Here is a 25,618-nt window from a genome sequence, read left to right as displayed (position 1 = left end):
CTCCGCCGCCATTATGATCCGACTTCAGAACCTGACTCTACAGCGCGGCCCCCAGCGTTTGCTGGAAGGCGCCGAGCTGACCCTGCATCCTGGCCAGAAGGTCGGGCTGGTTGGCGCCAATGGTGCCGGCAAATCCAGCCTGTTTGCCTTGCTGCGTGGCGAATTCACCCCCGACGGGGGCGACTGTCAGCTGCCACCGGACTGGCGCATTGCACACATGCGCCAGGAGGTCGACACGCTCGATCGGTTGGCGGTCGATTACGTCTTGGACGGCGATACCGAGTTGCGCCGCGTTCAGGCGGCATTGATCGAGGCTGAAACCGTCCACGACGGCGGCGCGCTGGCTCGCTTGCACACCGAGCTCGACAATGCTGACGGCTATACCGCTGACGCTCGAGCGCGCAAGTTGTTGGCCGGCCTGGGCTTTGCCAACGAGCAGATGGATCTTCCGGTCAGCAGCTTCTCCGGCGGTTGGCGGATGCGCCTGAACCTCGCGCAGGCGCTGATGTGCCCGTCTGATCTGCTGCTGCTCGACGAGCCCACCAACCACCTCGACCTTGACGCCATCCTCTGGCTGGAAGCCTGGCTCAAGAGCTATCCGGGCACGTTGATGCTGATTTCCCATGATCGAGACTTCCTCGACGAGGTGGTCGGTCATGTTGTGCACGTCGAGCAGCGCAAGCTGACGCTCTATCGCGGGGGCTACTCGGCCTTCGAGCGGGCCCGTGCCGAGCGCCTGGCGCAGCAGCAGCAGGCGTTCGAAAAGCAACAGGCACAGCGCGAGCACATGGAAGACTTCATTCGGCGTTTCAAAGCCAAGGCCAGCAAGGCGCGCCAGGCGCAGAGCCGGATCAAGGCGCTGGAAAAGCTCGAGGAATTGGCGCCGGCACATATCGATTCGCCGTTCGACTTTGCTTTCCGCGAGGCGGACCGAGTCTCAAGCCCGCTGCTGGATCTAGCCGAGGGGCGTCTTGGCTACGGCGACAAGCAGGTGCTGGACAAGGTCAAGCTGCAGCTGGTGCCCGGCGCCCGGATTGGCCTGCTCGGGCCCAACGGCGCGGGCAAGTCGACGCTGATCAAGACACTTGCCAACGAGCTGCAGCCGCTAGCGGGGCGTCTGCAGCGTGGTGAAAACCTGGTTATCGGCTATTTTGCCCAGCATCAACTCGATGCTCTGGATGCCAAGGCCAGTCCGCTGTTGCATCTGCAACGCATCGCTCCTGGCGAACGTGAACAGGTACTGCGTGATTTTCTCGGTGGTTTCGACTTTCGCGGTAATCGCTGCGATGAGCCGGTTCTCAATTTCTCGGGCGGTGAAAAGGCCAGGCTGGCGCTGGCGCTGATCGCCTGGGGTAAGCCCAATCTGTTGCTGCTCGACGAGCCGACCAACCACCTTGATCTGGAAATGCGCCTGGCGCTGACGCTTGCGCTGCAGGATTTCGAAGGCGCCGTCTTGGTCGTGTCGCACGATCGCCACCTGCTCAAGAGCACGACCGACGAGTTCTTGCTGGTCGCCGAGGGACGGGTCGCGGTTTTCGACGGAGACCTCGAAGATTATGCCCGCTGGCTAGCGGACTACCGCACGCGGCAACAGCCGGTGACCACGAACGAGCAGGCCGGCGACAAAACCGACAAGCGCGCCTTGCGTCAGGCGGCGGCTGCGCTGCGACAGCAGCTCGCGCCGCTCAAACGTCAGGCTGACAAGCTCGAAAAGGATCTCATCGGAGTGCATGAAAAGCTGGCCGACCTGGAGCAGCGCCTCGGTGATGCAGCCCTCTACGAGGTCGCTCGCAAGGACGAACTGCGCGAGCTGCTGGCCAAACAGGCGGAGCTGAAGGTGCGCGAGAGCGAGCTGGAAGAGGCCTGGCTGGGCGCGCTCGAGGCGCTGGAAACCTTGCAGGGTGAGCTCGAGGGCAGTGCATGAACGAGCGACTTCTGATGGAATGGCGCGATCCCTTGTTGCTCGGGTTGCAGGTGCTGGTGATTCTGCTGGCGGCCTACCTCCTGCAGCGATTGGTGGTGCGCGGGCTCGGGCGGCTTGGCAGTCGCTATCCGCTGCCGCCTGAATTGCTTCTGCCGCTGCGCGGTGGCATCCGCTGGATGATCATCGGTGGCGCGCTGATCATGGTGCTCGAGCGCTTCGGTGTATCCGCAACGGTTATCTGGACCGCCTTCTCCGGATTCGTGGCCGTGGCGGCGGTGGCCTTCTTTGCAATCTGGAGTGTGCTCTCCAACCTGCTTTGCGCCGTGCTGATCATGACCGTTGGCCCGTTCCGGTTGGGCGACATGGTGGAGCTGGTGGAAAGCTTCGACAAGCCGATCGTCAAAGGGCGCGTGATCGATATAAACCTGCTGTACACCACGCTGGAGGAGTCCGCCGATAGCGGAACGGGTGCCATCGTTCAGGTGCCCAATAGCTTGTTCTTCCAGAAAGTATTGCGCCGCTGGCGCGGGACCGAGATCCAGCCCCCTCATCACAACGCACACGAGTAGTACGCATGGAATGGCTGAGCAGCCCTGAAATATGGGTCGCATTCTTGACCCTGACCGCCCTGGAAATCGTCCTGGGTATCGACAACATCATCTTCATCTCCATCCTTGTTGGACGCTTGCCAAAAGAGCAGCAACCCAAGGCGCGTTTCTTCGGCCTGGCACTGGCAATGGGCACGCGGATTCTCTTGTTGCTATCGATCGCCTGGGTCATGCGCCTGACCAATGACTTGTTCACCGTATTCGAGCATGGTGTGTCCGGGCGTGACCTGATCCTGTTTTTCGGCGGCCTGTTTCTGCTGTTCAAGAGCACGATGGAAATCTGGCACAGCGTTGAGGGCGAAGAAGAGTCGGAAGGCTCCACTGGAGATGCGGTCAAAGCAGGCTTCGTTGGCATCATCCTGCAGATCGCAGTGATCGATATCGTCTTTTCGCTGGACTCGGTGATCACGGCTGTGGGCCTGGTGGACAACGTGCAGGTGATGGTCGCCGCCATCGTCATCGCTGTCGGCGTGATGATGCTCGCCGCGGGAACCATCAGTGACTTCATCGAGAAGCACCCAACGCTCAAAATTCTCGCGCTGTCGTTCCTGATCGTTGTCGGCACCCTGCTGGTGGCCGAAGCTTTCGGCGCGCATGTGCCCAAGGGCTACGTGTACTTCGCCATGGCCTTCTCGCTGGGCGTCGAGGCGCTGAACATCCGCATGCGCAAGGCCATGAAGCGCAAGCTGAAGGAACCGGTAAAGCTCGGCAAAGACATGCCGGACTGAGGCAATGCTGCAAGCTGCGCCTGCAGGCGCAGCATCGTGGAGGATCAATCATGACGCTCGAAACCTGGCTTGCCTTTCTTGTTGCCTGTTGGGTCATCAGCCTGTCGCCGGGGGCGGGAGCGATCGCCTCGATGTCCTGCGGATTGCAGTACGGCTTCTGGCGCGGTTATTGGAACGCGATCGGCTTGCAGATCGCGCTGGCAATGCAGATAGCTGTGGTGGCCGCTGGGGTCGGGGCCGTGCTGGCGACTTCGTCGCTCGCCTTCAGCCTGATCAAATGGTTCGGCGTCGCCTACCTGCTGTGGTTGGCGCTCAAGCAGTGGCAGGCGGTGCCTTCGATGCTCGACGACAGCGCTGCGCCGCGGCCGATCGGTCGACCTTTGGCGTTGGTGTTTCGGGGTTTTCTGGTCAACGCCAGTAACCCCAAAGCCATCGTGTTCATCCTCGCGGTGCTGCCGCAATTTCTCGACCCGCAGCGTGACCTTATACTTCAATACCTGCATATGGGCGCCACCATGGTGGTAGTCGACCTGATCGTCATGGCGGGCTACACCGGGCTGGCGTCCCGAGTCTTGCGCTTGTTGCGTACGCCGCGTCAGCAGCGCCTGGTCAATCGCAGTTTCGCCGCCATGTTTGCCGGTGCTGCAGCCTTGTTGGCTACGGTGCGGCGGGCGGTGGCATGACGGCGGCCGCGCCGATGCGGGTATGGGTTGATGCCGATGCCTGTCCCAAGGCCGCTAAAGAGCAGCTGATCAAGTTCGCCCTCAAACGCAAGTTCGAGGTCTTGCTGGTCGCGGGTCAGAGCCAGACCAAACCGGCCTTCGCCTGTGTTCGCTTGATCGTCGTGCCAAGTGGGCCGGATGCCGCAGATGATTATCTGGTCGAGCATGCGCAACCTGGCGAGCTGGTGATTTGCAGCGATGTGCCGTTGGCGGATCGCCTGGTGAAGAAGGGCGTGGCCGCCCTCGATCCGCGCGGGCGTGAATTCGACGAGCGCAACATGGGCGATCGCCTGGCGGTGCGCAATCTGTTCACTGATCTACGAGAGCAGGGCCAAGTGGGCGGTGGGCAGGCGGCGTATGGCGAGCGGGACCGTCAAGCCTTCGCCAACGCGTTGGACCGTCTATTAACGCAGCTCTCCCGCACGGGTGTCCGCTAACCGACCTCGGTAGCCGGTTGAATCAGGCTGCAGGTCGAAATATCCGATCAGCCGCAGAGATAGGTACCCGTACCTACTGCGATCAACACCCCTTCTTCGTTGTGCAGTTCGGAGCGCACCACTGCCACCTTATTGCCGGAACGCAACAGCGTTGCGGCGGCACTGAAACGTTCACCACGCCCTGGGCGCAGATAGTCGATTCGCAGGTCGATGGTGCCGAGGCGCGACAGGCGCAAGGCGCGCTCCTCGGTCGTCAGGTGCTGATGCTTTTCGAAGGCTCCGATCATCGCCATGGCGCCACCTACGACATCGAGCAGTGACGCGATCACCCCGCCATGCAGAATGCCGTGAAAGAAGTTGCCGACCAGCTCGTGTTTCATTGGCAGGTGCATCACCACGCGCTGGCGGGACACTTCGTCCAGTTCGATGCCAAGGTATTCATTGAACGGAATGCGTTCGAACAGCTGACGCACGGCGTGTTGTTGTTCTTCGATGGTGTCGATCGGGTGATTCATGCGTCAGGCTCTCGGGCAGGTCCAACTAAGCTGCCGGAGGGCGACGAGATTGACCAGCGGTGCGGCGGGAGCGCCGGTGAGATTGGCTGGATCGCCACGGTGGCCGTGCTACAACTCCCACCGTCGGGCGGGAGTTGCGAGCAGGCGGGGCGGGGGCCTATTTGCCGGTTAGCGCCAGTACCCTGTCGACCAGCTTGTAAATGCCCGAGGCCGCCTCGCTGATGGACTGCGCCAGCATGTAGGCAGGTGTCGTCACCAGGTTGTGCCGAGAGTCCTCAACGATCTCGGTGACCTCGCACGCCTGGTGCTCAATGCCCATCTCCCGCGCTGCGGCGGCAGCGGGATCGTCGTCGTTGCCCAGCGTGCAGACCACGCCGCGGCCGAAGATCTGCGCCGCCATGGTCGGCGCGATGCACATCATGCCGACCGGTTTGCCGGCCTCGGCAAATGCCTTGGCCAGCGACAATACCTCAGGGAGCACCGTACAGCCGGCGCCCTGGGTGGCAAAGTCGGACAGGTTTTTGGCCGCGCCGAAGCCGCCCGGGATGATCAGCGCATCGAATTCTTCGACATTGGCTTCGTGCAGCGCCTTGATTTCCCCCCGGGCCAGGCGCGCCGATTCGGTTAGCACGTTGCGACTTTCGGACATTTCCTCGCCAGTGAGGTGATTGATCACGTGCATTTGCTGGATGTCCGGCGCAAAGCACTGAACCTTGGCGCCACGCTGGTCCAGGCGCAGCAGCGTGATCACGCTCTCGTAGATTTCCGAGCCGTCGTATACGCCACAGCCGGAAAGAATCACGGCGACCTTTCTATTCATTGAGGGTACTCCTGGTCAGATTCAGCAGCCTGGCAATTGCGCCAGGCCAATGCCTTCGATGCTAGCCCTTGGCAAGGCTCAAGGTAAGCCCGCCGCGATAATGGTTGGATACCTCAACGCGACGGGTGTTCAACCGCCGGCGCGTCTGGACCAGGCCCGTCGCTACGGGTGTTGACTGTTCAAAGCACTGGCAGAGCCTGCCCGGGGTGGCGACAATGAGGGTCATCTTCGGTCGACGCTGATGGGTCTGTCATCAATCTGTCACGCTGTCGGCTTATAAACGTCATATTGCCCGCCAGGCGGGCCAGGAGTTTGTTGTGAGTTTCGTTCCTGCCAATCGCTTGTTTCCCGCTACTCGGCTGCGTCGCAATCGTCGTGATGAATTTTCCCGCCGGCTGGTGCGCGAAAATCGGTTGAGTGTGGACGATCTGATCCTGCCCGTGTTTGTTCTCGACGGCGAAAACCGTCGCGAGCAGGTACCGTCGATGCCTGGCGTAGAGCGTCTTTCGATCGACCTGTTGCTAGAGGAGGCTGCAGAGCTGGTCGCGCTGGGCATTCCGGCGCTGGCGCTGTTCCCGGTTACCCCTCTGGAGAAGAAATCCCTCGATGCGGCAGAGGCCTGGAATCCCGAGGGCATTGCCCAGCGCGCCACACGTGCGCTGCGCGAGCGCTTCCCAGAGCTCGGCATCATCACCGACGTAGCGCTGGATCCCTTTACCACGCATGGTCAGGACGGCATTCTCGACGAAAACGGTTACGTGCAGAACGATGTCACGGTCGATGCGCTGGTCCGTCAGGCCCTGTCTCACGCAGAGGCGGGCGCACAGGTGGTCGCGCCATCGGACATGATGGATGGACGTATCCAGGCGATTCGCGAAGCGCTGGAAGTAGCCGATCACCATAACGTGCGGATCATGGCCTATTCGGCCAAATACGCCAGTGCCTACTACGGGCCGTTCCGCGATGCGGTGGGGTCGGCTGCGAATCTGGGCAAGGGCAGCAAGAACACCTACCAGATGGACCCGGCCAATGGTGACGAGGCGCTGCACGAAGTTGGCGCAGACCTTTCAGAAGGCGCCGATATGGTCATGGTCAAGCCGGGCATGCCTTATCTGGATATTCTTTGGCGAGTCAAAGATGCCTTTCGAGTGCCGACCTTCGTCTACCAGGTCAGTGGCGAATATGCGATGCACATGGCCGCGATTCAGAACGGCTGGCTTAGCGATGCCGTGATCCTCGAATCGCTGACCGCCTTCAAGCGCGCAGGTGCAGATGGCATCCTTACCTATTTCGCCAAACAGGCGGCACAACAATTAAAACAGGGGCGATGAGCCCTGCCGAGGCAGATCGATGACTAACCAGGGACTCAGCGAAAGTGAATTGCAGGCTGCTGCCATCGAGGCGCGACCCCTCGAGGAAGTGACCCCGCCAGCGCCGGAGGTGGATAAAACAGAGGAGATGCCAGCACCGCCGGCCCCGCCGCCGAATCTGGACGACAACAGCCTCTATATCCACCGTGAGCTGTCACAGCTGCAGTTCAACATCCGCGTGCTGGAACAGGCGCTGGACGAGTCCTATCCGCTGCTGGAGCGGCTGAAGTTCCTGCTGATCTTTTCCAGCAACCTGGATGAGTTCTTCGAAATTCGCGTTGCCGGGCTGAAGAAGCAGGTCACTTTCGCGCGCGAGCAGGCCGGCGCCGACGGTCTACAGCCGCACCAGGCGCTGGCGCGTATTTCCGAGCTGGTTCACGAACAGGTCAATCGGCAGTATTCGATCCTTAACGAGGTGCTGTTGCCGGAGCTGGTCAAACATCAGGTGCGCTTTATCCGGCGGCGCAACTGGACAACCAAGATCAAGGCGTGGGTGCGCCGCTATTTCCGTGATGAGATCGCACCGATCATCACGCCCATCGGGCTGGATCCCACTCACCCCTTCCCGTTACTGGTCAACAAGAGTCTGAACTTCATCGTCGAGCTTGAAGGGATCGATGCCTTTGGCCGAGATTCCGGGCTGGCGATCATTCCGGCGCCGCGGTTGTTGCCCCGCGTTATTCGGGTGCCAGAGGAGGTCGGCGGGCCTGGTGCCAACCACGTATTCCTCTCATCGATGATTCACGCTCACGCCGATGACCTGTTCCATGGCATGAAGGTCAAGGGCTGCTACCAGTTCCGCCTGACGCGCAACGCGGACTTGTCGGTCGATACCGAGGACGTCGAGGATCTGGCGCGAGCGTTGCGCGGAGAGCTAATTTCTCGGCGCTATGGCGACGCCGTGCGGCTGGAGGTAGTGGATACCTGTCCGAAGCACCTCGCCGACTTCCTGCTCAAACAATTCAGCCTGAGCGAAAGCGAGCTGTACCGGGTCAATGGGCCGGTCAACTTGACCCGGCTGTTCAGCATTACAGGGCTGGAGAGCCATCCCGAACTGCAGTACACCCCGTTCACGCCCGCGATCCCGAAGCTGTTACAGAACAGCGAAAACATCTTCAGCGTGGTTGGCAAACAGGACATCCTGCTGCTGCACCCCTATGAATCCTTCACTCCGGTGATCGACCTGCTGCGCGAGGCGGCGAAGGATCCCTGCGTTCTGGCCGTCAAGCAGACGCTTTATCGCTCTGGTGCCAACTCGGAAATCGTCGATGCACTGGTTGAAGCCGCGCGTAACGGCAAAGAGGTCACCGCGGTCATCGAGCTGCGGGCGCGCTTCGATGAGGAATCCAACCTGCAATTGGCCAGTCGCTTGCAGCAGGCCGGGGCCGTAGTGATCTACGGCGTGGTGGGCTACAAGACCCACGCCAAGATGATGCTGATTCTGCGCCGCGAGAATGGTGAACTGCGGCGCTACGCCCATCTCGGTACGGGCAACTACCACGCCGGTAACGCGCGGCTCTACACCGATTACAGCCTGCTGACCTCGGATGATGCACTCTGCGAAGACGTGTCGAAGCTGTTCAGCCAGTTGATCGGCATGGGCAAAACCATGCGCATGAAAAAACTCCTGCACGCGCCCTTTACGCTGAAAAAGGCGCTGCTGGACATGATCGCCCAGGAGACGCAGCACGCCAGCGAAGGCAAGCCTGCGCACATCATCCTCAAAATCAACTCGCTGACCGATGCGAAAATGATCCGGGCGCTGTACAAGGCCAGTCAGACCGGCGTGCGCATCGATCTGATCGTCCGCGGCATGTGCTGTCTGCGCCCCGGGATTCTCGGGGTCTCGCACAATATCCAGGTGCGCTCGATCATCGGGCGCTTCCTCGAGCACAGCCGCGTGTTCTATTTCCTCAACGGGGGCGATGAGAAGCTGTACCTGTCCAGCGCCGATTGGATGGAGCGCAACCTGGATCGCCGGGTCGAGACCTGCTTCCCGGTCGAAGGCAAGAAGCTGGTGACGCGGGTGAAGAAGGAGCTCGAGGGCTTCCTGACCGACAACACCCAGAGTTGGGTGCTGCAGCCGGACGGCAGTTATCTTCGTAACAGCCCGAGTGGTAACCAGAATCCGCGAAACGTACAGAACGCTTTGCTGGAACGTCTGGGTAGCCCGACTGCGCGATAAGCAGTCGGCTACTAGAGGAGGCGGCGGGCGAATTGCTCCGCTGCCCGCTGGATTCAGCGTACGCTGAGGGTGAAATCGATTCGCTTGAGCCAGTCCGCTTCCAGGGCGAAATCAGCCTGGGTCAGCGGATTGTTGGCTAGCCAGCCATCAGGAAAGGCTACGTCCAGGCTATTGTCGCCGGCTTTGAGCTGAAACGCTGGCGCTTGTTGCGGACCGCGGATGTGGTGAAAAAGGATCGCGAAGCGCAGCAGCACACAGAGTCGGGTCAGCTTCACGCCGTCCTCGCTCATTTCTTCGAATTTCTGCCTCGGTATGTTGCGCCGATGGCCGCGAACCAGCAGCGCCAGCATCTGCTGATCCTGCCGCGAGAAGCCGGGCAGGTCGGAGTGCTCGATCAGGTAAGCGCCATGCTTGTGGTAATGATAGTGGGCGATATCCAGGCCCACCTCATGCACTCGGGCGGCCCAGCCGAGCAATTCACGCAGCCATTCCTCATCCAGTCCCCAATCCGATGAAACCTGATCGAACGCTTCAAGCGCCTTGCCTTCTACCCGCGCCGCCTGTTCGGTGTCGACGTGGTAGCGCTCCATGAGAAAGCTCAGGGTGCGGTCGCGGATGTCTTCCTGGTGATGCCGACCGATAAGGTCATAGAGCACGCCTTCACGCAGTGCGCCTTCGGAATGCGCCATGCTGGCGAGTTCCAGGGCGTCGAAGATCGCTTCGAGGATGGCCAGCCCGGCGGGGAAGATACCCCGGCGGTCCGGCTTGATGCCGTCCATGTCGAGCTTTTCCACATCGCCCAGCTTGAACAGCTTGCGCTTGAGCCAGCCGATGCCATCAGCGGTGACTTCGCCGTTACTGAGCCCGGCACTCTTGATTGCCAGGCCGACGGCGCGGATGGTGCCAGAGGCGCCGACGGCGTCCTGCCAGCCTAGCCGGCGCAGGCCGTGCTCGATGCTCATCAGCTCTAGCCTTGCAGCGGTATAGGCCTGGGCGTAACGGGCTGGGGTGATTTTGCCGTCCTGGAAGAACCGCTGAGTAAAGCTCACGCAGCCCATCTGCAGGCTTTCACGCAATTGCGAATCGAAACCTTCCCCGATGATGAACTCGGTGCTGCCACCACCAATGTCGACGACCAGGCGCTTGCCGCTCGAGGCGGGAAAAGTATGCGATACGCCCAGGTAGATGAGTCGTGCTTCTTCTCGGCCTGAAATGACTTCGACCTGATGCTGGATGATCGACTCGGCCTGGCGAATGAATTGCGCGCGGTTGCGTGCCTCGCGCAGGGCATTCGTACCGACCACGCGCACGGCGCCCTGGGGAAGATGGTTGACCAATTGAGCGAAGCGGCGAAGACAGTCCAGCCCGCGCTGCATGGCAGCGTCGTCGAGCTGTCTGTTCTCGTCGATGCCGGCGGCCAGCTGGACCTTTTCGCCGAGCCGCTCGAGGATGCGCATCTCTCCGTTGCTGGTGCGGGCCAGTACCATATGGAAGCTGTTCGAGCCGAGATCCAGGGCAGCAATCATCGGAAAGGGTTCGGCGGCTGTTGGGCGCATGGGGCGGTCTCTGTGCAAAACCCCGACATCCTGACATGATCATCGACATCCGCCAACGCGCAGCGCTGGGCCACCATCCGCCGTTGTCGATTCCATGGTGCCGCCCATGGTCTATTGCCCGAGCGACAGGCTGCGACTTTCGATCCGCACCAAGCCGGGCTATGATGGCGTCACTTCTGATTTTGACCCTGGAGAAACTCCATGAGCGAATACATCAACAATGTCAGTGACAGCAGCTTCGAGCAGGACGTGCTCCAGGCCGATGGTCCTGTTCTGGTCGATTACTGGGCTGAATGGTGTGGTCCGTGCAAGATGATCGCTCCGGTACTCGATGAAATCGCCAAGGAATACGAAGGCAAGCTCAAAGTCTGCAAATTGAACATCGATGAAAATCAGGAAACCCCGCCCAAGTACGGCGTGCGCGGCATTCCGACCCTGATGCTGTTCAAGAACGGCAACGTCGAGGCGACCAAGGTAGGCGCTCTGTCGAAGTCACAGCTGGCGGCGTTTCTGGATAGCAATATCTGATTCATCGCTGCTGTTTTAAAAAGCCCTCGCAATTGCGGGGGCTTTTTTATGACTGCAGGGTGGACGCTTCGCCTGCACGGTGCTAAATTCGGCCCTGCGACGCTTCTCCGTCGCCCTCTGCATTCCGTCGCCGACGCACTTCAGCCTCATAAAGCACAACGAACCTGTTCGTCTCCTGCTGCGCGGCTTCTCAAGCTAATCGCTTTCTTCATCCCTTCTGATCTCTCTCTATGAATCTGACCGAACTTAAGCAAAAGCCCATCACCGAACTGCTGGAAATGGCCGAACAGATGGGCATCGACAACATGGCCCGTTCGCGCAAGCAGGACGTGATTTTCTCTCTGCTGAAAAAGCACGCGAAAAGCGGTGAGGAAATCTCCGGTGACGGCGTGCTGGAGATCCTGCAGGATGGCTTCGGCTTCCTGCGCTCCGCGGATTCTTCTTATCTTGCCGGCCCAGACGATATCTACGTCTCGCCGAGCCAGATCCGCCGTTTCAACTTGCGTACCGGCGACACCATCGTCGGCAAGATTCGCCCGCCAAAAGAAGGCGAGCGTTATTTCGCGCTGCTTAAGGTCGATACGATCAACTTCGATCGCCCGGAAAACGCGAAGAACAAGATTCTGTTCGAGAACCTGACCCCGTTGTTCGCCAACAAGCGACTGACAATGGAAGCCGGAAATGGCTCGACCGAAGACCTGACCGGTCGCGTAATCGACCTCTGTGCTCCGATTGGCAAGGGTCAGCGCGGTCTGATCGTGGCCCCGCCGAAAGCGGGCAAGACGATCATGCTGCAGAACATCGCGAGCAACATCACCCGCAACAACCCCGAGTGTCACCTGATCGTCTTGCTCATCGATGAACGCCCGGAAGAAGTGACCGAAATGCAGCGCACCGTGCGTGGCGAAGTGGTCGCCTCTACCTTCGATGAGCCACCGACCCGCCACGTGCAGGTTGCCGAAATGGTGATCGAAAAGGCCAAGCGTCTGGTCGAGCACAAAAAGGATGTGGTCATCCTGCTGGATTCCATCACCCGTCTGGCCCGTGCCTATAACACCGTGATCCCGAGCTCCGGCAAGGTACTGACTGGTGGTGTCGACGCCCACGCCCTGGAAAAGCCCAAGCGCTTCTTTGGCGCCGCGCGAAACATCGAGGAAGGCGGCAGCCTGACTATTCTCGCCACCGCGCTGGTGGAAACCGGCTCGAAGATGGACGAGGTGATCTACGAGGAATTCAAGGGTACTGGCAACCTCGAGTTGCAGCTCGATCGCCGTATCGCCGAGAAGCGGGTATTCCCGGCGATCAACATCAACCGGTCGGGTACTCGCCGCGAAGAATTGCTGACCAGCGAAGAAGAGCTGCAGCGCATCTGGATTCTGCGCAAGCTCCTGCACCCGATGGATGAAAGCGCTGCGATCGAGTTCCTGCTCGACAAGCTCAAGGACACCAAGACCAACGAAGAATTCTTCATGTCGATGAAGCGCAAATAAGGTCTGTGGTTGTTGCCGAGGCCGGGGAAACCCGGCCTTTGTCTGTCTGCAGGTTTTGTATCGGCCTGCGCCAAGGCTACACTTTCCGCCCCTGCCGGCCCCTGTGAGGCTCAAGCATGCAGTATCGCGATCTGCGCGACTTTATCCGAGGTCTGGAACAGCGCGGTGAACTCAAGCGCGTTTCAACCGCCGTTTCCCCGGTTCTGGAAATGACCGAAATCTGCGATCGGACTCTGCGCAAGCAGGGCCCGGCGCTGCTGTTCGAGAATCCGACCGGTTTCGATATGCCAGTTCTCGGCAACCTCTTCGGCACGCCCAAGCGTGTTGCCCTGGGCATGGGTGCCGACGAAGTATCCGAGCTGCGCGAGATCGGCAAGCTCTTGGCTTTTCTCAAAGAGCCGGAGCCGCCGAAAGGGCTGAAGGACGCCTGGAACAAGCTGCCGATCTACAAGAAGGTCATCAGCATGGCGCCCAAGGTCCTCAAGGACGCGCCCTGTCAGGAAGTGATCATCGAAGGTGATGATGTCGATCTGTCCCGGTTGCCGGTGCAGACCTGCTGGCCGGGGGATGCTGGGCCGCTGATCACCTGGGGCCTGACGATTACCAAAGGCCCCAACAAAGAGCGACAGAACCTGGGTATCTATCGCCAACAGGTGATCGGTCGCAATAAGGTCATCATGCGCTGGCTCAGTCATCGAGGCGGCGCGCTGGATTTTCGTGAGTGGTGCGAGAAATATCCCGACCGACCCTATCCGGTGGCGGTGGCGCTCGGCGCCGATCCGGCCACGATACTCGGCGCCGTCACGCCGGTTCCGGATTCGCTGTCCGAATACGCCTTTGCTGGCCTGCTACGCGGCAGCCGTACCGAGCTGGTCAAATGCCGGGGCAGCGACCTGCAAGTGCCGGCCGGGGCTGAAATCGTTCTGGAAGGGTACATCCAGCCTGGCGAGATGGCGGATGAGGGGCCGTACGGTGATCACACCGGCTACTACAACGAAGTCGACCGCTTCCCAGTGTTCACCGTCGAGCGTATCACCCAGCGCCGCGATGCGATCTACCACAGCACCTATACCGGAAGGCCGCCGGACGAGCCGGCAATTCTCGGCGTTGCGCTCAATGAGGTGTTCGTTCCGATCCTGCAGAAGCAGTTCCCGGAAATCACTGATTTCTATCTGCCACCGGAAGGCTGTTCCTACCGCATGGCGGTGGTGACCATGAAAAAGCAGTACCCCGGCCATGCCAAGCGTGTGATGCTGGGCGTGTGGAGCTTCCTGCGGCAGTTCATGTACACCAAGTTCGTTATTGTCACCGACGATGACATCAATGCCCGGGACTGGAATGATGTGATCTGGGCGATCACCACGCGCATGGATCCCAAGCGCGATACGGTGCTGATCGAAAACACACCGATCGATTATCTCGACTTCGCCTCGCCGGTGTCCGGTCTTGGCAGCAAAATGGGCCTTGATGCCACCCACAAGTGGCCCGGTGAGACAACTCGTGAATGGGGACGCGCCATCGTGCAGGATGAGGCGGTGAAGCGTAGGGTCGACGAACTCTGGGCCGACCTGGGCATCGACTGATGACCAGTCGCGCATTTACTCAGGTTTTTTATTGATGAAAGTAACTCTGCAACCCTCCGGAGCAGTGCTGGACGTCGAGCGCGGTGAGTTGATCCTCGACGCTGCGCGCCGGCTGGGCTACGACTGTCCGCAGGCATGTCGTAACGGTAATTGCCTGATCTGCGCTGCCCTGCTGGTAGACGGCCGGGTGCGTCAGCGTGGTGAAAGCCATGATCATGGAGAAGTGTTCGCCTGCCTGGCGGAGCCCGAAGAAGATTGCGTTCTGCTGTGGGATGGCGTGCTCGCACCGGGGGAGCTTCCGGTGCGCACGCTCAGTTGCCAGCTCGTCAGCTGCGAAGATGTGGGCGGCGACGTGTTTCGCCTGCTGCTGCGCGCACCGGCTGGAAAATTGCCACGCTATCACGCTGGGCAATACGTACTGCTGGAGCGGGAAGACGGGGAGTACAGCGCCTTTTCGCTAGCGTCCGCACCAGGCCGCGGACGTGAGCTTGAGCTCCATGTGCTGGCCCGCGAATCGTCAGCCATCGACCTGCTGGCGCTGATCAGGCGCACCGGAACGGCCCGCGTGCAGATGCCGTTTGGTGATACCCACCTCGCCGAATTGCCGGAGGGGCCGCTGGTGTTGATTGCAGCAGGCACCGGCATGGCTCAGATGCACAGTCTGATCGAGCATTGCCGCGCCGAGGGCTTCGCCTATCCGGTACACCTGTACTGGGGCGTGCGGCGTCCGGAAGATTTCTATCAGTTGCCGCATTGGCAGGAATGGCAGCAGATGCCCAATCTGTCACTGCACCAGATCGTCAGCGACCTCGGTGACTGGTCGGGACGGCGCGGCATGCTGCATGAAGCGGTCTGTGAGGACTTCACCGATCTCGAGCCTGTACACGTCTATGCCAGCGGCTCTCCCGCCATGGTCTATGGCACGCTGGATGCGTTGGTGGAGGCGGGAATGGATGCCAAACAGATGCGTGCAGACGTATTCGCCTACGCGCCTCGGGACCGCAAAAGCTGAGCGCCGGGCGGGTTCCGCAGGTCGATGGAGAAGCAGCGCTGTCTCCAGCGCTGTGCTCGAAGGCCTCGGTTCAGCGCGCCTGACGCTGTTGCAGCAGCAGGTTCTTGTAGCCGCTTGCTGATAGCGTCTTCTGGGCCTGATCGAGTCTTGCCCGGTCGGCAAATGGCCCGACCAACACCCGATACCAGTCCTCGTCACGCACGGTCACGTTCTCAACCCGTACATCCTGGCCGAGCAGAATGATCTGCGCCCTGACCTTTTCCGCTTCAGGCTTCTTGCGGAACGAACCGGCCTGCAAGAAGAACTGAGTCACCGGTGCCTTGGCCACTGTAGGCGGGGGCGGAGGGACCTGGCCATTCAGAGCGGCTTCGGCGCGCGCGGCGTCAATCTTGGCCGCTTCCTCTTGTGTGACCGGCTTGGGCGGCTCAGGCTTTGGCGCCTCGGGCGGCAAGATCACTTCCGACTCAGGCAGCAGCGTATAGAAGTCGTACTTCGGTTTCGCAGGCTGGCCCGTGGTGGGGGATGAACGCTTCGGCTGCTCCTTGGATTTGGCTGTGTCCTTGGTGCGCTTGATTTCATCGCCGCCAGGTTCGAGGTTCATCAGGAACATGATGAAGCCGCCGATCACCAGGCCACATACGAGCCAGATCCAGCCGGGTACCGGCTTTTTGGCAGGTGCCTGGTAGCGGCTCGCGCCACGTTTCGGGGCGGGTTTCTTCCTGGCTGCCACTTACATCCGCTCCAGCGTTTCCAGGCCAAGCAGGGCAAGGCCCTGTTTCAGCGTTTTGCCGGTCAGGGCGGCCAGGCGCAGGCGACTCTGTTTGACCGTCTCGTTCTCAGCGGTGAGTATCGGGCAATGTTCGTAGAAGCTGGAGAACAGCCCTGCCAGATCGTATAGATAGCTGCACAACAGGTGGGGAACACCCTTCTCGCCGACACCGTTGAGCACCTCGGCGAACTGAGCCAGCTTTGCGCCTAGCGCTTGCTCTTGTTCGGCTTCCAGGTTGATCTCGCCGCCGACTCCATCCATGCCGGTACCCAGCTTGCGGAACACGCTGGCGACCCGGGTGTAGGCGTATAGCAGGTAGGGGGCCGTGTTGCCTTCGAAGCTGAGCATCTGCTCGAAGTTGAAGCTGTAATCGCTGGTGCGGTGCTTGGACAGGTCCGCATATTTCACTGCCCCGATGCCGACAGCGCGGGCGATCTGCCGCAGCTCCCCTTCGTCCAGATCCGGGTTTTTGCCTTTAACCAGGCTGTAGGCACGCTGCTCGGCTTCATCGAGCAGGTCGACCAGCTTCACGGTGCCGCCATCACGGGTTTTGAAGGGGCGGCCATCTGCACCGTTCATGGTGCCGAAGCCCATATGCTCGAGTTGCATGTCGCTGCGGACGAAGTCAGCGCGCCTGGCCACCTCGAAGGTCATCTGGAAATGCAGCGCCTGGCGCTGATCGACAAAATACAGCGCGCGATCGGCCTTGAGCTGCTGACTGCGGTAGCGCATGGACGCCAGGTCGGTAGTCGCGTACAGGTAGCCACCGCCGGCTTTCTGCACAATCACCGGGAGCGGGTTGCCTTCGGCGTTCTTGAATTCATCGAGAAAAACGCACTGGGCGCCGTTGCTTTCGCTCAACAGACCTTTGGCCTTGAGCGACGAGACTATATCGGCAAGTTCGGCGTTGTAGGCGCTTTCGCCTTTGACGTCTTCCGGGGTGAGGCGGACGTTGAGGCGGTCATAGACTTGTTGCGCATGGCTGAGTGAGAGTTCGTTGAATTGCTTCCACAGTCGCAGGCATTCGGCGTCGCCGGCCTGAAGCTCCACGACGAGCTTGCGCGCACGTTCGGCAAACTCGGGCGACTCGTCGAACCGTTGCTTTGCCGCTCGGTAGAAGCCTTCCAGGTCCGCCAGTTCGGGTGAGTCGAAACCCTTGGGCTGCTCCATCAAGCAAGCCAGCAGCATGCCGAACTGCGTGCCCCAATCGCCTACGTGGTTCTGCCGGATTACTTCATCACCGAGGAATTCAAGTACGCGAGCCACGGCGTCGCCAATGATGGTTGAGCGCAGGTGGCCGACGTGCATTTCCTTCGCCAGGTTCGGTGAGGACAGGTCAACCACGACGCGTTGTCTGGAGCCCGTTTTGCTTACGCCGAGCAGTGGATCGGCAAGGGCGGCATCAAGGCGTTGAGCCAGCGCGGCGCTGTTCTGGAAGAAGTTGAGAAAGCCAGGGCCGGCGATTTCCACTTTGCTGACGCTCGGGTCTGCCGGCAGTGCATCAATCAGCTTCTGGGCCAGGTCGCGGGGCTTCATCCCGGCGGGCTTGGCCAGCATCATCGCGACATTACTGGCGAAGTCCCCGTGGGACTTGTCACGGGTGTTCTCCACCTGGATGGTTGGGTTCGACCCCTCCGGCAGCACGCCTTCAGCGGTGAGACGGGCCAGGGCTTGCTGGATCAGATGGCGGATGCTGTCTTTCATGATGTGCTCGGTCGGCCGTAGGCTTTGGTCGAAAACTGGGCATTATCGGTGCCACGAGGGCGAACCTTCAAGGCTTAAGGCGCTTAGTTGCGCTGGAGCCTCTGTGGCCGGTCTACATCAGAACAGGTCGATCGGGTCGACATCCAGTGACCAGCGAACGCTGCGGCTACCCGGCAACGTTTCCACCTGCGGCAACCAGGCGTTCATGAGGTTATGCAAAGGCCCGCGAGCGTTGGCTTGTAGCAGCAGTTGTGCGCGGAAACGTCCAGCGCGTCGCTCCATCGGAGCGGGTACTGGTCCCAGTAACTCGACACCTGTCAGGTCGAGTTGCGCCATCAGCTGTTCGGCCTGGCTGCAGGCCTCGTCGAGGAAGTCTTCGGCCTGGCCGGGTTTCGTCGCCTCGGCGCGCAATAGCGCCAGATGGCTGAAAGGCGGCAAGCCGGCCGCGCGTCGCTCGCTCAACGCCTGCTCAGCGAAGGCGAAATAGCCCTGTTCCGTCAGCTGGACCAGCAACGGGTGATCAGCCAGATGCGTCTGGATGATCACCTTGCCGGGCTCTTCAGCTCGCCCTGCGCGGCCGGCTACCTGGACGATCAGCTGCGCCATGCGTTCACTCGCACGGAAGTCTGCCGAGAACAGCCCACCATCGGCATCAAGAATGGCGACCAGGGTCACTCGGGGGAAGTGATGACCCTTTGCAAGCATCTGAGTGCCCACCAGCAGGCACGGCTCGCCGCGGTTGATGGTGGTCAGCAAATGCTCCATCGAGCCCTTGCGGGACGTGCTGTCACGATCGATGCGCAGCACCGGGTAGTCAGGAAAGAGCGTTGTGAGCCGCTCTTCCGCACGCTCGGTACCCGCGCCTACGGGCCTCAGGTCGAGCTTGGCGCAGTCCGGGCAGCTGTGCGGTGGGCGTTCGGCATGCCCGCAGTGGTGACAGCGCAGTTCATTCTGGCGTTGATGCAGGGTCATTCTGGCGTCACAGCGCGGACACTGGCCGATCCATCCGCAGTCGTGGCACAGCAGCGAGGGGGCGAAGCCGCGCCGGTTGAGGAACACCAATACCTGCTGCCCGGCAGCCAGTGTCTGCGCCATGGCCTGCTGCAGCGGGCCGGAAATGCCGGAATCGAGGGGGCGGCTCTTAATGTCCAGGCGAAGGAAGCGGGGCGGCTGTGCGCCGCCGGCGCGCTCGGTCAGCTTTAACAGTCCGTAGCGTCCGCTGTGCGCATTGTGCAAGCTTTCCAGCGATGGCGTTGCCGACCCTAGCAGGATCGGAACGTTTTCCTGGCGCGCTCTGACCACGGCTAGGTCACGTGCGTGATATCGCAGCCCCTCCTGCTGTTTATAGGAAGCATCGTGCTCCTCATCGAGGATGATGAGCCCGGGATTTTTCATCGGGGTAAACAGTGCCGAGCGCGTGCCAATAATGATGTCTGCCTCGCCGTCCCGTGCCGCGAGCCAGGCATCCAGGCGTTCGCGGTCGTTGACGTTCGAGTGGAGCAAGGCGATGCGGGCATTGAAGCGCCGCTCGAAGCGAGCCAAGGTCTGTGGTCCGAGGTTGATTTCCGGAATCAACACCAGCGCCTGCTTGCCCGCCTCAAGCACCTGATGGATGAGCTGCAGGTAGACCTCGGTCTTGCCACTCCCGGTGACGCCGGCGAGCAGATACGTCTGAAAGCCATCCAGGCCGGCGCGAATGGCTTCGAAAGCGGCACGCTGCTGCTGGTTCAACGGTAGTTCCGGTTGCAGCAGCCAGCTGCCCTGATGTCGCTGGGCCTGGTGACGGCGCCGGGTTTCGACGCGTAGCAGGCCTTTCTGCAGCAACAGGTCAAGGCTGTCCTTGCTCAGCTGAAGCTGGGAAAGCAGGGTGTGCGCCACGCCGTGCGGATGCTGCGCGATGGTCTTGAGTGCGTCACGCTGGCGCGGCGCCCGGCTCAGTCTGGGGTCTTCGGGCCGTGCGCCATTGGCCGCATGCCAGAAGCGCTCCTGCCTCGCCTCGGCAGGCTCGCCCTGGCGTAGCAGAACTGGCAGCGCCCAGCTGAAGGTGTCGCCGAGGCTGTGTTGGTAATACTGTGCGGTCCATAGGCACAGCTTGAACAGCGGCGATGGCAGAGGTGATCGCGCATCAATCAGTTCCAATGCCGGTTTGAGCTTTGCCTCAGGGACTTCGCTGTGGCTGACGACCTCGACGAGTATCCCGATGATTTCGCGTCGCCCAAACGGCACCCGCAAGCGCATCCCAGGCCGCAGCCCAGCGTCGTGAACGCCGGCAGGGGGGAGGTAATCGAAGAGTCTGCGCAATGGCGATGGCAGCGCGAGGCGGAGTATGGGTCGAGGCACGCGATAGTCCTTGGCGGCGAATGCCGATGTTAAACGATCCGGCGGGGTAGCAGGTTTGCCTATGCTTCGGGCTGTTTGGTTGCATGCGAGAGGCTGCAGGTGTCTGTCCGATCGGCTGCCCTTGCATCGCTTTGCTGCTCTGTTATTATTCGCGCCCTTCCGTGCGGTACTCGACATAGGGTCGGGTGGCGGCACAAGTCCTAGAGGATTTACCCATGAAAGCCGATATCCATCCTAATTACGTAGAAATCGACGCCACTTGCAGCTGCGGCAACGTCATCAAGACTCGCTCTACGCTGGCCAAGGACCTGAGCATCGACGTTTGCTCCGAGTGCCACCCGTTCTACACTGGCAAGCAGAAAGTGCTGGATACCGGCGGCCGTATCGACCGCTTCAAGCAGCGTTTTGGTGTGTTCGGCGCCAAGTAATAAGCTGCCGTCGCTACGGGAATCCAATGAGATTCTTCGAGCTGAAAAAGGCGCCCCTAGTGGGCGCCTTTTTCGTTTCTGTCTTCTTCAGTTTGCAAGCAGCGGCGCTTTGCTCGGTGAGCGAGCCGCTCTCTCGCATGAAGGTGGCGACGGTCATAGATGGAGATACGCTGCGGCTGGCCGACGGGCGCAGCGTGCGGCTCATTGGGTTGAACGCAACCGAAATGGGCCGCAACGGGCGCCACGCCGAGCCGTTTGCGGAGGCTGCCAGGAGCCGGCTGCAATCGTTGGTGAGCGCCAATGACGGTTACGTGGCTATGCGTCCTGGCCAGCAGTCCAAAGACCATTACGGCCGCGTTCTTGCCCATGTCTTCGACAGGCATGGCGAAAACCTGGAAGCACTAATGCTTGCTGAGGGATTAGGCTTCTTTGTCGCTATCGCACCGAATGTTTCTCTGGCCGAGTGCCATCGAAAGGCAGAGCAACAGGCGCGATCGGCTGGAAAAGGGATTTGGCGGAAACCTCCGGTGATCGCAGCGGAGCGCGTGCGCAGCGGTGGCTTTGCAATTGTCCGGGCCCGTGTTGAACGCATGGAGACCAACCGGGGAGGCGTCTGGTTGGAGCTAGGTGGTTCGCTTGTGGTGCAGATCCCTCCTCACGCTGTAGCCGCCTTCGATGATGCGCTCAGCGGCCTGGCTGGAAAGAATCTCGAGGTCAGGGGGTGGGTCATTGATCGAAAGCGTCGTGGTGATCGGTCGCGGCGGGCGCGTTGGTTGTTGAAGCTGAGCCACCCGTCGATGCTCGTGCCTTTGTCCTGAAACGGTCGCCAAAAGTCGTATCGCCAGGCCTTGACAGTCAGATTTCCCGTTCCCTTGTGACGGCGCTTGATCTTGGCGTATCCTCGACCACCTGTCTGTCCCAGTAAAAATAAGCGGAAATGCCCCATGACTGACCTGAAAACTGCCGCTCTCGACTACCATTCCCAGCCCCGTCCGGGAAAGTTGAGCGTTGAGCTGACCAAGCCCACGTCCACTGCTCGCGACCTTTCGCTAGCCTACAGTCCAGGCGTGGCGGAGCCGGTCCGGGAGATCGCCCGAGATCCTGAGTTGGCTTATCGTTACACCGGCAAAGGCAATCTGGTCGCAGTGATCTCCGATGGCACCGCCATTCTTGGTCTCGGAAATCTGGGGCCATTGGCGTCCAAGCCGGTCATGGAGGGCAAGGGCGTACTGTTCAAGCGATTTGCCGGAGTCGACGTATTCGATATCGAAGTCGATGCGGAAAGTCCCCAGGCCTTTATCGATACGGTCAAGCGCATCTCCATCACCTTTGGCGGCATCAATCTGGAAGATATCAAGGCGCCCGAGTGCTTCGAAATCGAGCGGACCTTGATCGAGCAGTGCGACATTCCAGTGTTCCATGATGACCAGCACGGTACGGCTATCGTCACAGCAGCGGGCATGCTCAATGCACTTGAAATTGCCGGCAAGACATTGGAGCAGGCGAAGATCGTCTGCCTTGGTGCCGGTGCCGCAGCAACTTCCTGCATGAAGTTGCTGGTGAGCATGGGCGCTAAGATCGAGAACATTTTCATGATCGATCGCAAGGGTGTCATCCATGCTGGTCGTGATGATCTCAACCAGTACAAGGCGGTGTTCGCACATGAGACAGACAAGCGCACCCTGGATGATGCTCTAGACGGTGCTGATGTTTTCGTAGGTCTATCGGGTGCTAATCTGCTGAGTGCTGAAGGCCTCAAGCGCATGGCGGCGAACCCGGTGGTATTTGCCTGCTCCAATCCGGATCCGGAGATCAGCCCCGAGCTGGCGCACGCGACCCGCTCCGATGTGATCATGGCAACTGGCCGTTCTGATTACCCGAACCAGGTCAATAATGTACTGGGCTTTCCGTTCATCTTCCGCGGTGCGCTGGACGTCCGGGCCAAGCGTATCAACGAGGAAATGAAGATAGCGGCTGCGCTGGCGTTGCGTGACCTCGCCAAGCTACCGGTGCCAGCTGAAGTGGCGGCTGCCTATGGCGTTGACAGTCTGGAGTTCGGCCGTGAGTACATTATTCCGAAGCCCATGGACCGGCGCCTGATCACACTGGTTTCCGATGCGGTGGCCAAGGCTGCCATCGAAAGCGGTGTGGCGACCCTGCCGTATCCATCGCACTACCCGCTAAAGTCAGTCGACGACGTATTTGGTGGGTGATTAGGTTGCCTGTAGCGCCGCGTTAAGGCGGACAGTAAAAAACCGGCCATTGGCCGGTTTTTTGTTATTGATCACCGTAGAAAAATTTACGGAACTCCGCTGCGCTCTAACGTAGCCGCGGCCTTTAGAAAAGATCCATTGGTGCTGTTTCGCTGGCCGGTAGAGGGCTGCCAGGGATTGTCGCTCCAGGAATCAATTCGTCGTCCATGTTCGGAGGCGAATCTTCACTTCGGAAGATTTCGAAATAGGCATCTGGCGTTCCAGGGGCCGCTGCGCGACCGCTCTCTGGATCAATGCGTAGGGTCAGAATACCTTCGGGTTCGGCGGGGGCGTGCTCTGGCTTGCCCTCCAGTACCGTGCTCATATATTTCATCCAGATGGGCAGTGCCACCGTACCGCCGTACTCGTGGCGGCCTAGGCTCTGTGGCTGATCGAACCCGGTCCAGACGGTGGTGACAATATCGGCGTTATAACCAGAGAACCAGCTGTCTTTCGACTCGTTGGTGGTTCCGGTCTTGCCCGCAATATCGCCACGGCCCATCGCCAGGGCTCGTCTGCCTGTGCCTCGCTTAATGACGTCTTGCAGCATGCTGGTCATGATGTAAGCGGTGCGATCATCGATGATTTGTTCAGCATGCCTAGGCGGTTGGCGGGCTGGCTCAAAACTGTTGTCGTCAATGAACGAGTCTGTCTGCGCGTAGGCGACGGCGGTCTGCTCGTTATCGTCTGCCGAGGATTGTTGAGCGATGTCACGCTCTGGCACGCGCACTGGGTCCGCGCTGAATATCACCTTCCCGTCGCGGTCCTCGATTCGCTCAATCAGATAGGGCTCTATCTTGTAGCCGCCGTTGGCAAATGCCGTCCAGCCGGTAGCGATTTCCATCGGTGTCAAGGTTGCCGTGCCAAGTGCTAGCGACAGGTTCGCTGGAAGGTCTTCGGGCTTGAAGCCAAAGCGTTTGATGTAATCGATGGTTTGCGGAATACCCAAGGTTTGCAACAGGCGAATCGAAACCAGGTTACGTGATTTGTACAGTGCTTCTCGAAGGCGGATCGGGCCGAGGAAAGTGTTGTTGTCGTTCTTGGGACGCCAAACGCGATCCAGCCCTTCTTCGACGAATACGATAGGTGCGTCGTTGACAAGCGTCGCGGGGGTAAAACCTGCATCCAGCGCTGCGCTATAGACGAAGGGTTTGAAGCTTGAGCCAGGCTGGCGCTTGGCCTGGATGGCGCGGTTGTAATTGCTTTGACCAAAGGAAAAGCCGCCGGTCAACGCTTCAATGGACCCGTCTAGTGGATCGAGAGATACCAGTGCACCCTGCGCCTGCGGTATCTGACTGAAAAGCGCTTCGCCGTCGACAAAGCGAATCCGGATGACATCTCCCGGCTTGACCACCTCCGACGGTGTCTTTGGTCGGGGGCCAAGGCTATTGGTATTAATGAACGGTCGAGCCCACTTCATGCTTTCCCAGCTGACGCTGTGCTCGCTGCCGTCCCGAAGGACGGCTTGGACGGAGTCGTTCGACACGCGACTAACGACCGCCGGCTGCAACCCAGACTGGCTGCGATAATCACCTAGCTGTTTCAGCCAGGCCGCTTGATTCGTACCCGTTAGATGAGCTTCTGGGCCACGATAGCCATGGCGCTGGTCATACTCGATCAGCCCCTGGATGAGGGCTTGGTTGGCTGCGATCTGGCGCTCGCTGCTTGGGGTGGTATAGACGCGGAACCCATCAGTGTAGGCTGTGCTGCCGAAGCGACCGACCATTTCGGCACGGGCCATTTCGGCGATATAAGGTGCGTCAAGCTCGGGCGAGTAGCCGTGATAGGAGGCATCGACAGGCTCTGCCAAAGCTTGCTGATAGCGGGCCTCGTTTAGTTTTCCTAGTCGGTACATCCGGCCAAGGATCCAGTCACGTCGTTCCTTGGCCCGCTCCTTGTTCGCAAGCGGATTGAATGCCGAAGGAGCCTTGGGCAGGCCGGCAATCATGGCTAGCTGCCCTAGGCTTAGCTCTCCGATTGATTTGCCATAGTAAACCTGCGCTGCCGCTTCTATTCCGTAGGAGCGATTACCCAGGTAGATCTTGTTGACGTAGAGCTCAAGGATCTCATCCTTGCTGAGCTCTCGCTCGATCTGCAGAGCGAGCAGGATTTCGTTGATCTTGCGTGAAAAGCTGCGCTCGCTGGTAAGGAAGTAATTCTTCGCGACCTGCATGGTGATGGTGCTGCCACCGGTCTGAATGTGCCCGGTTTTCAATAATTGCGTGGCAGCGCGCATCAAGCTGGAAACATCAACGCCATAATGATTCGCGAAATTATCGTCTTCTGCTGAGAGCAGCGCGGCGATGAAATCCTTGGGGATCTGATCGAAGTTGATAGGAGAGCGTCGCATTTCGCCGTATTCGGCGATCAGCTTGTCATCCTGGCTATAGACACGCAGCGGAATCTGGAGCTGTATGCTGCGTAGCGAGTCGACTGACGGCAGATTGGGGCTGAGGTAGAGAAACGCGCCGCTTAGACTAAGCAACAGTCCGCAGAAAATAGCCAAGCACGACCATAGGAAAAACTTCAGAAAACGCATCGGGGTTCATTGAATCCAGGATGGGGAATGAGGTGTATGCCGCAGACGGTGCTGAAAGGAAAAACCGGTCACATTATAAGCGGTTTTTCTGTGGAGGAGCCATTTGCG

The 25,618-nt window shown here is 60.2% G+C and carries 21 protein-coding genes; 14 read left to right on the top strand and 7 right to left on the bottom strand.

What is annotated here, in order from left to right; genetic code table 11:
* Window positions 1-13: 13 nt before the first annotated feature.
* From ALTERO38_RS17820 to ALTERO38_RS17800, 5 genes are read left to right on the top strand one after another with little or no spacing between them, the layout of a single operon-like run.
* Window positions 14-1,924, top strand: coding sequence for an ATP-binding cassette domain-containing protein (locus ALTERO38_RS17820; protein WP_159969190.1), 1,911 nt, complete (start codon window positions 14-16; stop codon window positions 1,922-1,924).
* Window positions 1,921-2,493: a mechanosensitive ion channel family protein gene (locus tag ALTERO38_RS17815; RefSeq protein ID WP_159969189.1), complete on the top strand. Its 573-nt coding sequence runs from the start codon at window positions 1,921-1,923 to the stop codon at window positions 2,491-2,493. The genes ALTERO38_RS17820 and ALTERO38_RS17815 overlap by 4 nt, the downstream gene beginning before the upstream one ends.
* A 5-nt stretch (window positions 2,494-2,498) precedes the next feature.
* Complete coding sequence (locus ALTERO38_RS17810) at window positions 2,499-3,260, top strand: TerC family protein (protein ID WP_159969188.1); 762 nt, start codon at window positions 2,499-2,501, stop codon at window positions 3,258-3,260.
* Between the two features lie 50 nt (window positions 3,261-3,310).
* Entirely contained in the window at window positions 3,311-3,943 is a 633-nt protein-coding gene (locus ALTERO38_RS17805; protein ID WP_102837299.1) for a LysE family transporter, read from the top strand.
* A 14-nt stretch (window positions 3,944-3,957) separates the two neighbouring features.
* The gene (locus ALTERO38_RS17800; protein ID WP_148923998.1) at window positions 3,958-4,419 is read left to right on the top strand and encodes a YaiI/YqxD family protein; all 462 of its coding nucleotides are present in this window, start codon (window positions 3,958-3,960) and stop codon (window positions 4,417-4,419) included.
* Between the two features lie 47 nt (window positions 4,420-4,466).
* Here ALTERO38_RS17800 and ALTERO38_RS17795 read toward each other — a convergent pair whose 3' ends face one another.
* Both ALTERO38_RS17795 and elbB read right to left on the bottom strand, forming a co-directional pair.
* Window positions 4,467-4,934 carry a thioesterase family protein gene (locus tag ALTERO38_RS17795; protein ID WP_148923875.1) on the bottom strand — a complete coding sequence of 156 codons (468 nt, stop codon included), beginning with the start codon at window positions 4,932-4,934 and terminating at the stop codon, window positions 4,467-4,469.
* Between the two features lie 157 nt (window positions 4,935-5,091).
* Window positions 5,092-5,754: an isoprenoid biosynthesis glyoxalase ElbB gene (gene elbB / locus ALTERO38_RS17790; protein WP_102837301.1), complete on the bottom strand. Its 663-nt coding sequence runs from the start codon at window positions 5,752-5,754 to the stop codon at window positions 5,092-5,094.
* Window positions 5,755-6,071: 317 nt separating this feature from the next.
* Here elbB and hemB point away from each other — a divergent pair, with 317 nt between their 5' ends.
* Both hemB and ppk1 read left to right on the top strand, forming a co-directional pair.
* Window positions 6,072-7,085: a porphobilinogen synthase gene (gene hemB / locus ALTERO38_RS17785; protein ID WP_148923873.1), complete on the top strand. Its 1,014-nt coding sequence runs from the start codon at window positions 6,072-6,074 to the stop codon at window positions 7,083-7,085.
* 19 nt (window positions 7,086-7,104) lie between these two features.
* On the top strand, window positions 7,105-9,309 hold the full coding sequence (ppk1, locus tag ALTERO38_RS17780; RefSeq protein ID WP_159969187.1) for a polyphosphate kinase 1: 2,205 nt from the start codon (window positions 7,105-7,107) through the stop codon (window positions 9,307-9,309).
* Between the two features lie 53 nt (window positions 9,310-9,362).
* Here the strand turns inward: ppk1 and ppx are convergent, their stop codons facing one another.
* Entirely contained in the window at window positions 9,363-10,865 is a 1,503-nt protein-coding gene (gene ppx, locus ALTERO38_RS17775; RefSeq protein WP_159969186.1) for an exopolyphosphatase, read from the bottom strand.
* 201 nt (window positions 10,866-11,066) lie between these two features.
* Here ppx and trxA point away from each other — a divergent pair, with 201 nt between their 5' ends.
* From trxA to ALTERO38_RS17755, 4 genes are all read left to right on the top strand, one after another.
* Window positions 11,067-11,393: a thioredoxin TrxA gene (trxA, locus tag ALTERO38_RS17770; protein WP_019341284.1), complete on the top strand. Its 327-nt coding sequence runs from the start codon at window positions 11,067-11,069 to the stop codon at window positions 11,391-11,393.
* 230 nt (window positions 11,394-11,623) lie between these two features.
* Window positions 11,624-12,883, top strand: a complete 1,260-nt coding sequence (gene rho / locus ALTERO38_RS17765; protein ID WP_019341285.1) for a transcription termination factor Rho — start codon at window positions 11,624-11,626, stop codon at window positions 12,881-12,883.
* Window positions 12,884-12,999: 116 nt separating this feature from the next.
* Window positions 13,000-14,466: a 4-hydroxy-3-polyprenylbenzoate decarboxylase gene (gene ubiD, locus ALTERO38_RS17760; RefSeq protein WP_159969185.1), complete on the top strand. Its 1,467-nt coding sequence runs from the start codon at window positions 13,000-13,002 to the stop codon at window positions 14,464-14,466.
* A 34-nt stretch (window positions 14,467-14,500) separates the two neighbouring features.
* A complete protein-coding gene (locus ALTERO38_RS17755) occupies window positions 14,501-15,478 on the top strand; it encodes a CDP-6-deoxy-delta-3,4-glucoseen reductase (protein ID WP_159969184.1) in 978 nt (325 codons plus the stop codon).
* A gap of 70 nt (window positions 15,479-15,548) precedes the next feature.
* Here the strand turns inward: ALTERO38_RS17755 and ALTERO38_RS17750 are convergent, their stop codons facing one another.
* The 3 genes from ALTERO38_RS17750 to ALTERO38_RS17740 all read right to left on the bottom strand — a co-directional run bounded on the left by ALTERO38_RS17750 (window position 15,549) and on the right by ALTERO38_RS17740 (window position 20,291).
* The gene (locus tag ALTERO38_RS17750) at window positions 15,549-16,208 is read right to left on the bottom strand and encodes an SPOR domain-containing protein (protein ID WP_159969183.1); all 660 of its coding nucleotides are present in this window, start codon (window positions 16,206-16,208) and stop codon (window positions 15,549-15,551) included.
* Window positions 16,209-17,951, bottom strand: coding sequence for an arginine--tRNA ligase (gene argS, locus ALTERO38_RS17745; RefSeq protein ID WP_159969182.1), 1,743 nt, complete (start codon window positions 17,949-17,951; stop codon window positions 16,209-16,211).
* A 117-nt stretch (window positions 17,952-18,068) separates the two neighbouring features.
* The gene (locus ALTERO38_RS17740) at window positions 18,069-20,291 is read right to left on the bottom strand and encodes a primosomal protein N' (protein WP_159969181.1); all 2,223 of its coding nucleotides are present in this window, start codon (window positions 20,289-20,291) and stop codon (window positions 18,069-18,071) included.
* Window positions 20,292-20,506: 215 nt separating this feature from the next.
* Between ALTERO38_RS17740 and rpmE the strand changes: the two genes are divergently transcribed.
* From rpmE to ALTERO38_RS17725, 3 genes are all read left to right on the top strand, one after another.
* Complete coding sequence (gene rpmE, locus ALTERO38_RS17735) at window positions 20,507-20,719, top strand: 50S ribosomal protein L31 (protein WP_102837310.1); 213 nt, start codon at window positions 20,507-20,509, stop codon at window positions 20,717-20,719.
* Window positions 20,720-20,745: 26 nt separating this feature from the next.
* Entirely contained in the window at window positions 20,746-21,537 is a 792-nt protein-coding gene (locus tag ALTERO38_RS17730; RefSeq protein ID WP_159969180.1) for a thermonuclease family protein, read from the top strand.
* Window positions 21,538-21,663: 126 nt separating this feature from the next.
* Window positions 21,664-22,932 carry a malic enzyme-like NAD(P)-binding protein gene (locus ALTERO38_RS17725; protein WP_148923864.1) on the top strand — a complete coding sequence of 423 codons (1,269 nt, stop codon included), beginning with the start codon at window positions 21,664-21,666 and terminating at the stop codon, window positions 22,930-22,932.
* Between the two features lie 124 nt (window positions 22,933-23,056).
* Here ALTERO38_RS17725 and ALTERO38_RS17720 read toward each other — a convergent pair whose 3' ends face one another.
* Entirely contained in the window at window positions 23,057-25,510 is a 2,454-nt protein-coding gene (locus ALTERO38_RS17720; RefSeq protein ID WP_159969179.1) for a penicillin-binding protein 1A, read from the bottom strand.
* Window positions 25,511-25,618 lie beyond the last annotated feature (108 nt).

Source organism: Pseudomonas sp. 9Ag (assembly GCF_902506445.1).
Classification (GTDB): domain Bacteria; phylum Pseudomonadota; class Gammaproteobacteria; order Pseudomonadales; family Pseudomonadaceae; genus Stutzerimonas; species Stutzerimonas stutzeri_AB.
The sequence above is the reverse complement of the archived record's forward strand: the minus strand, read 5'-3'. Positions and strand labels throughout refer to the sequence as shown.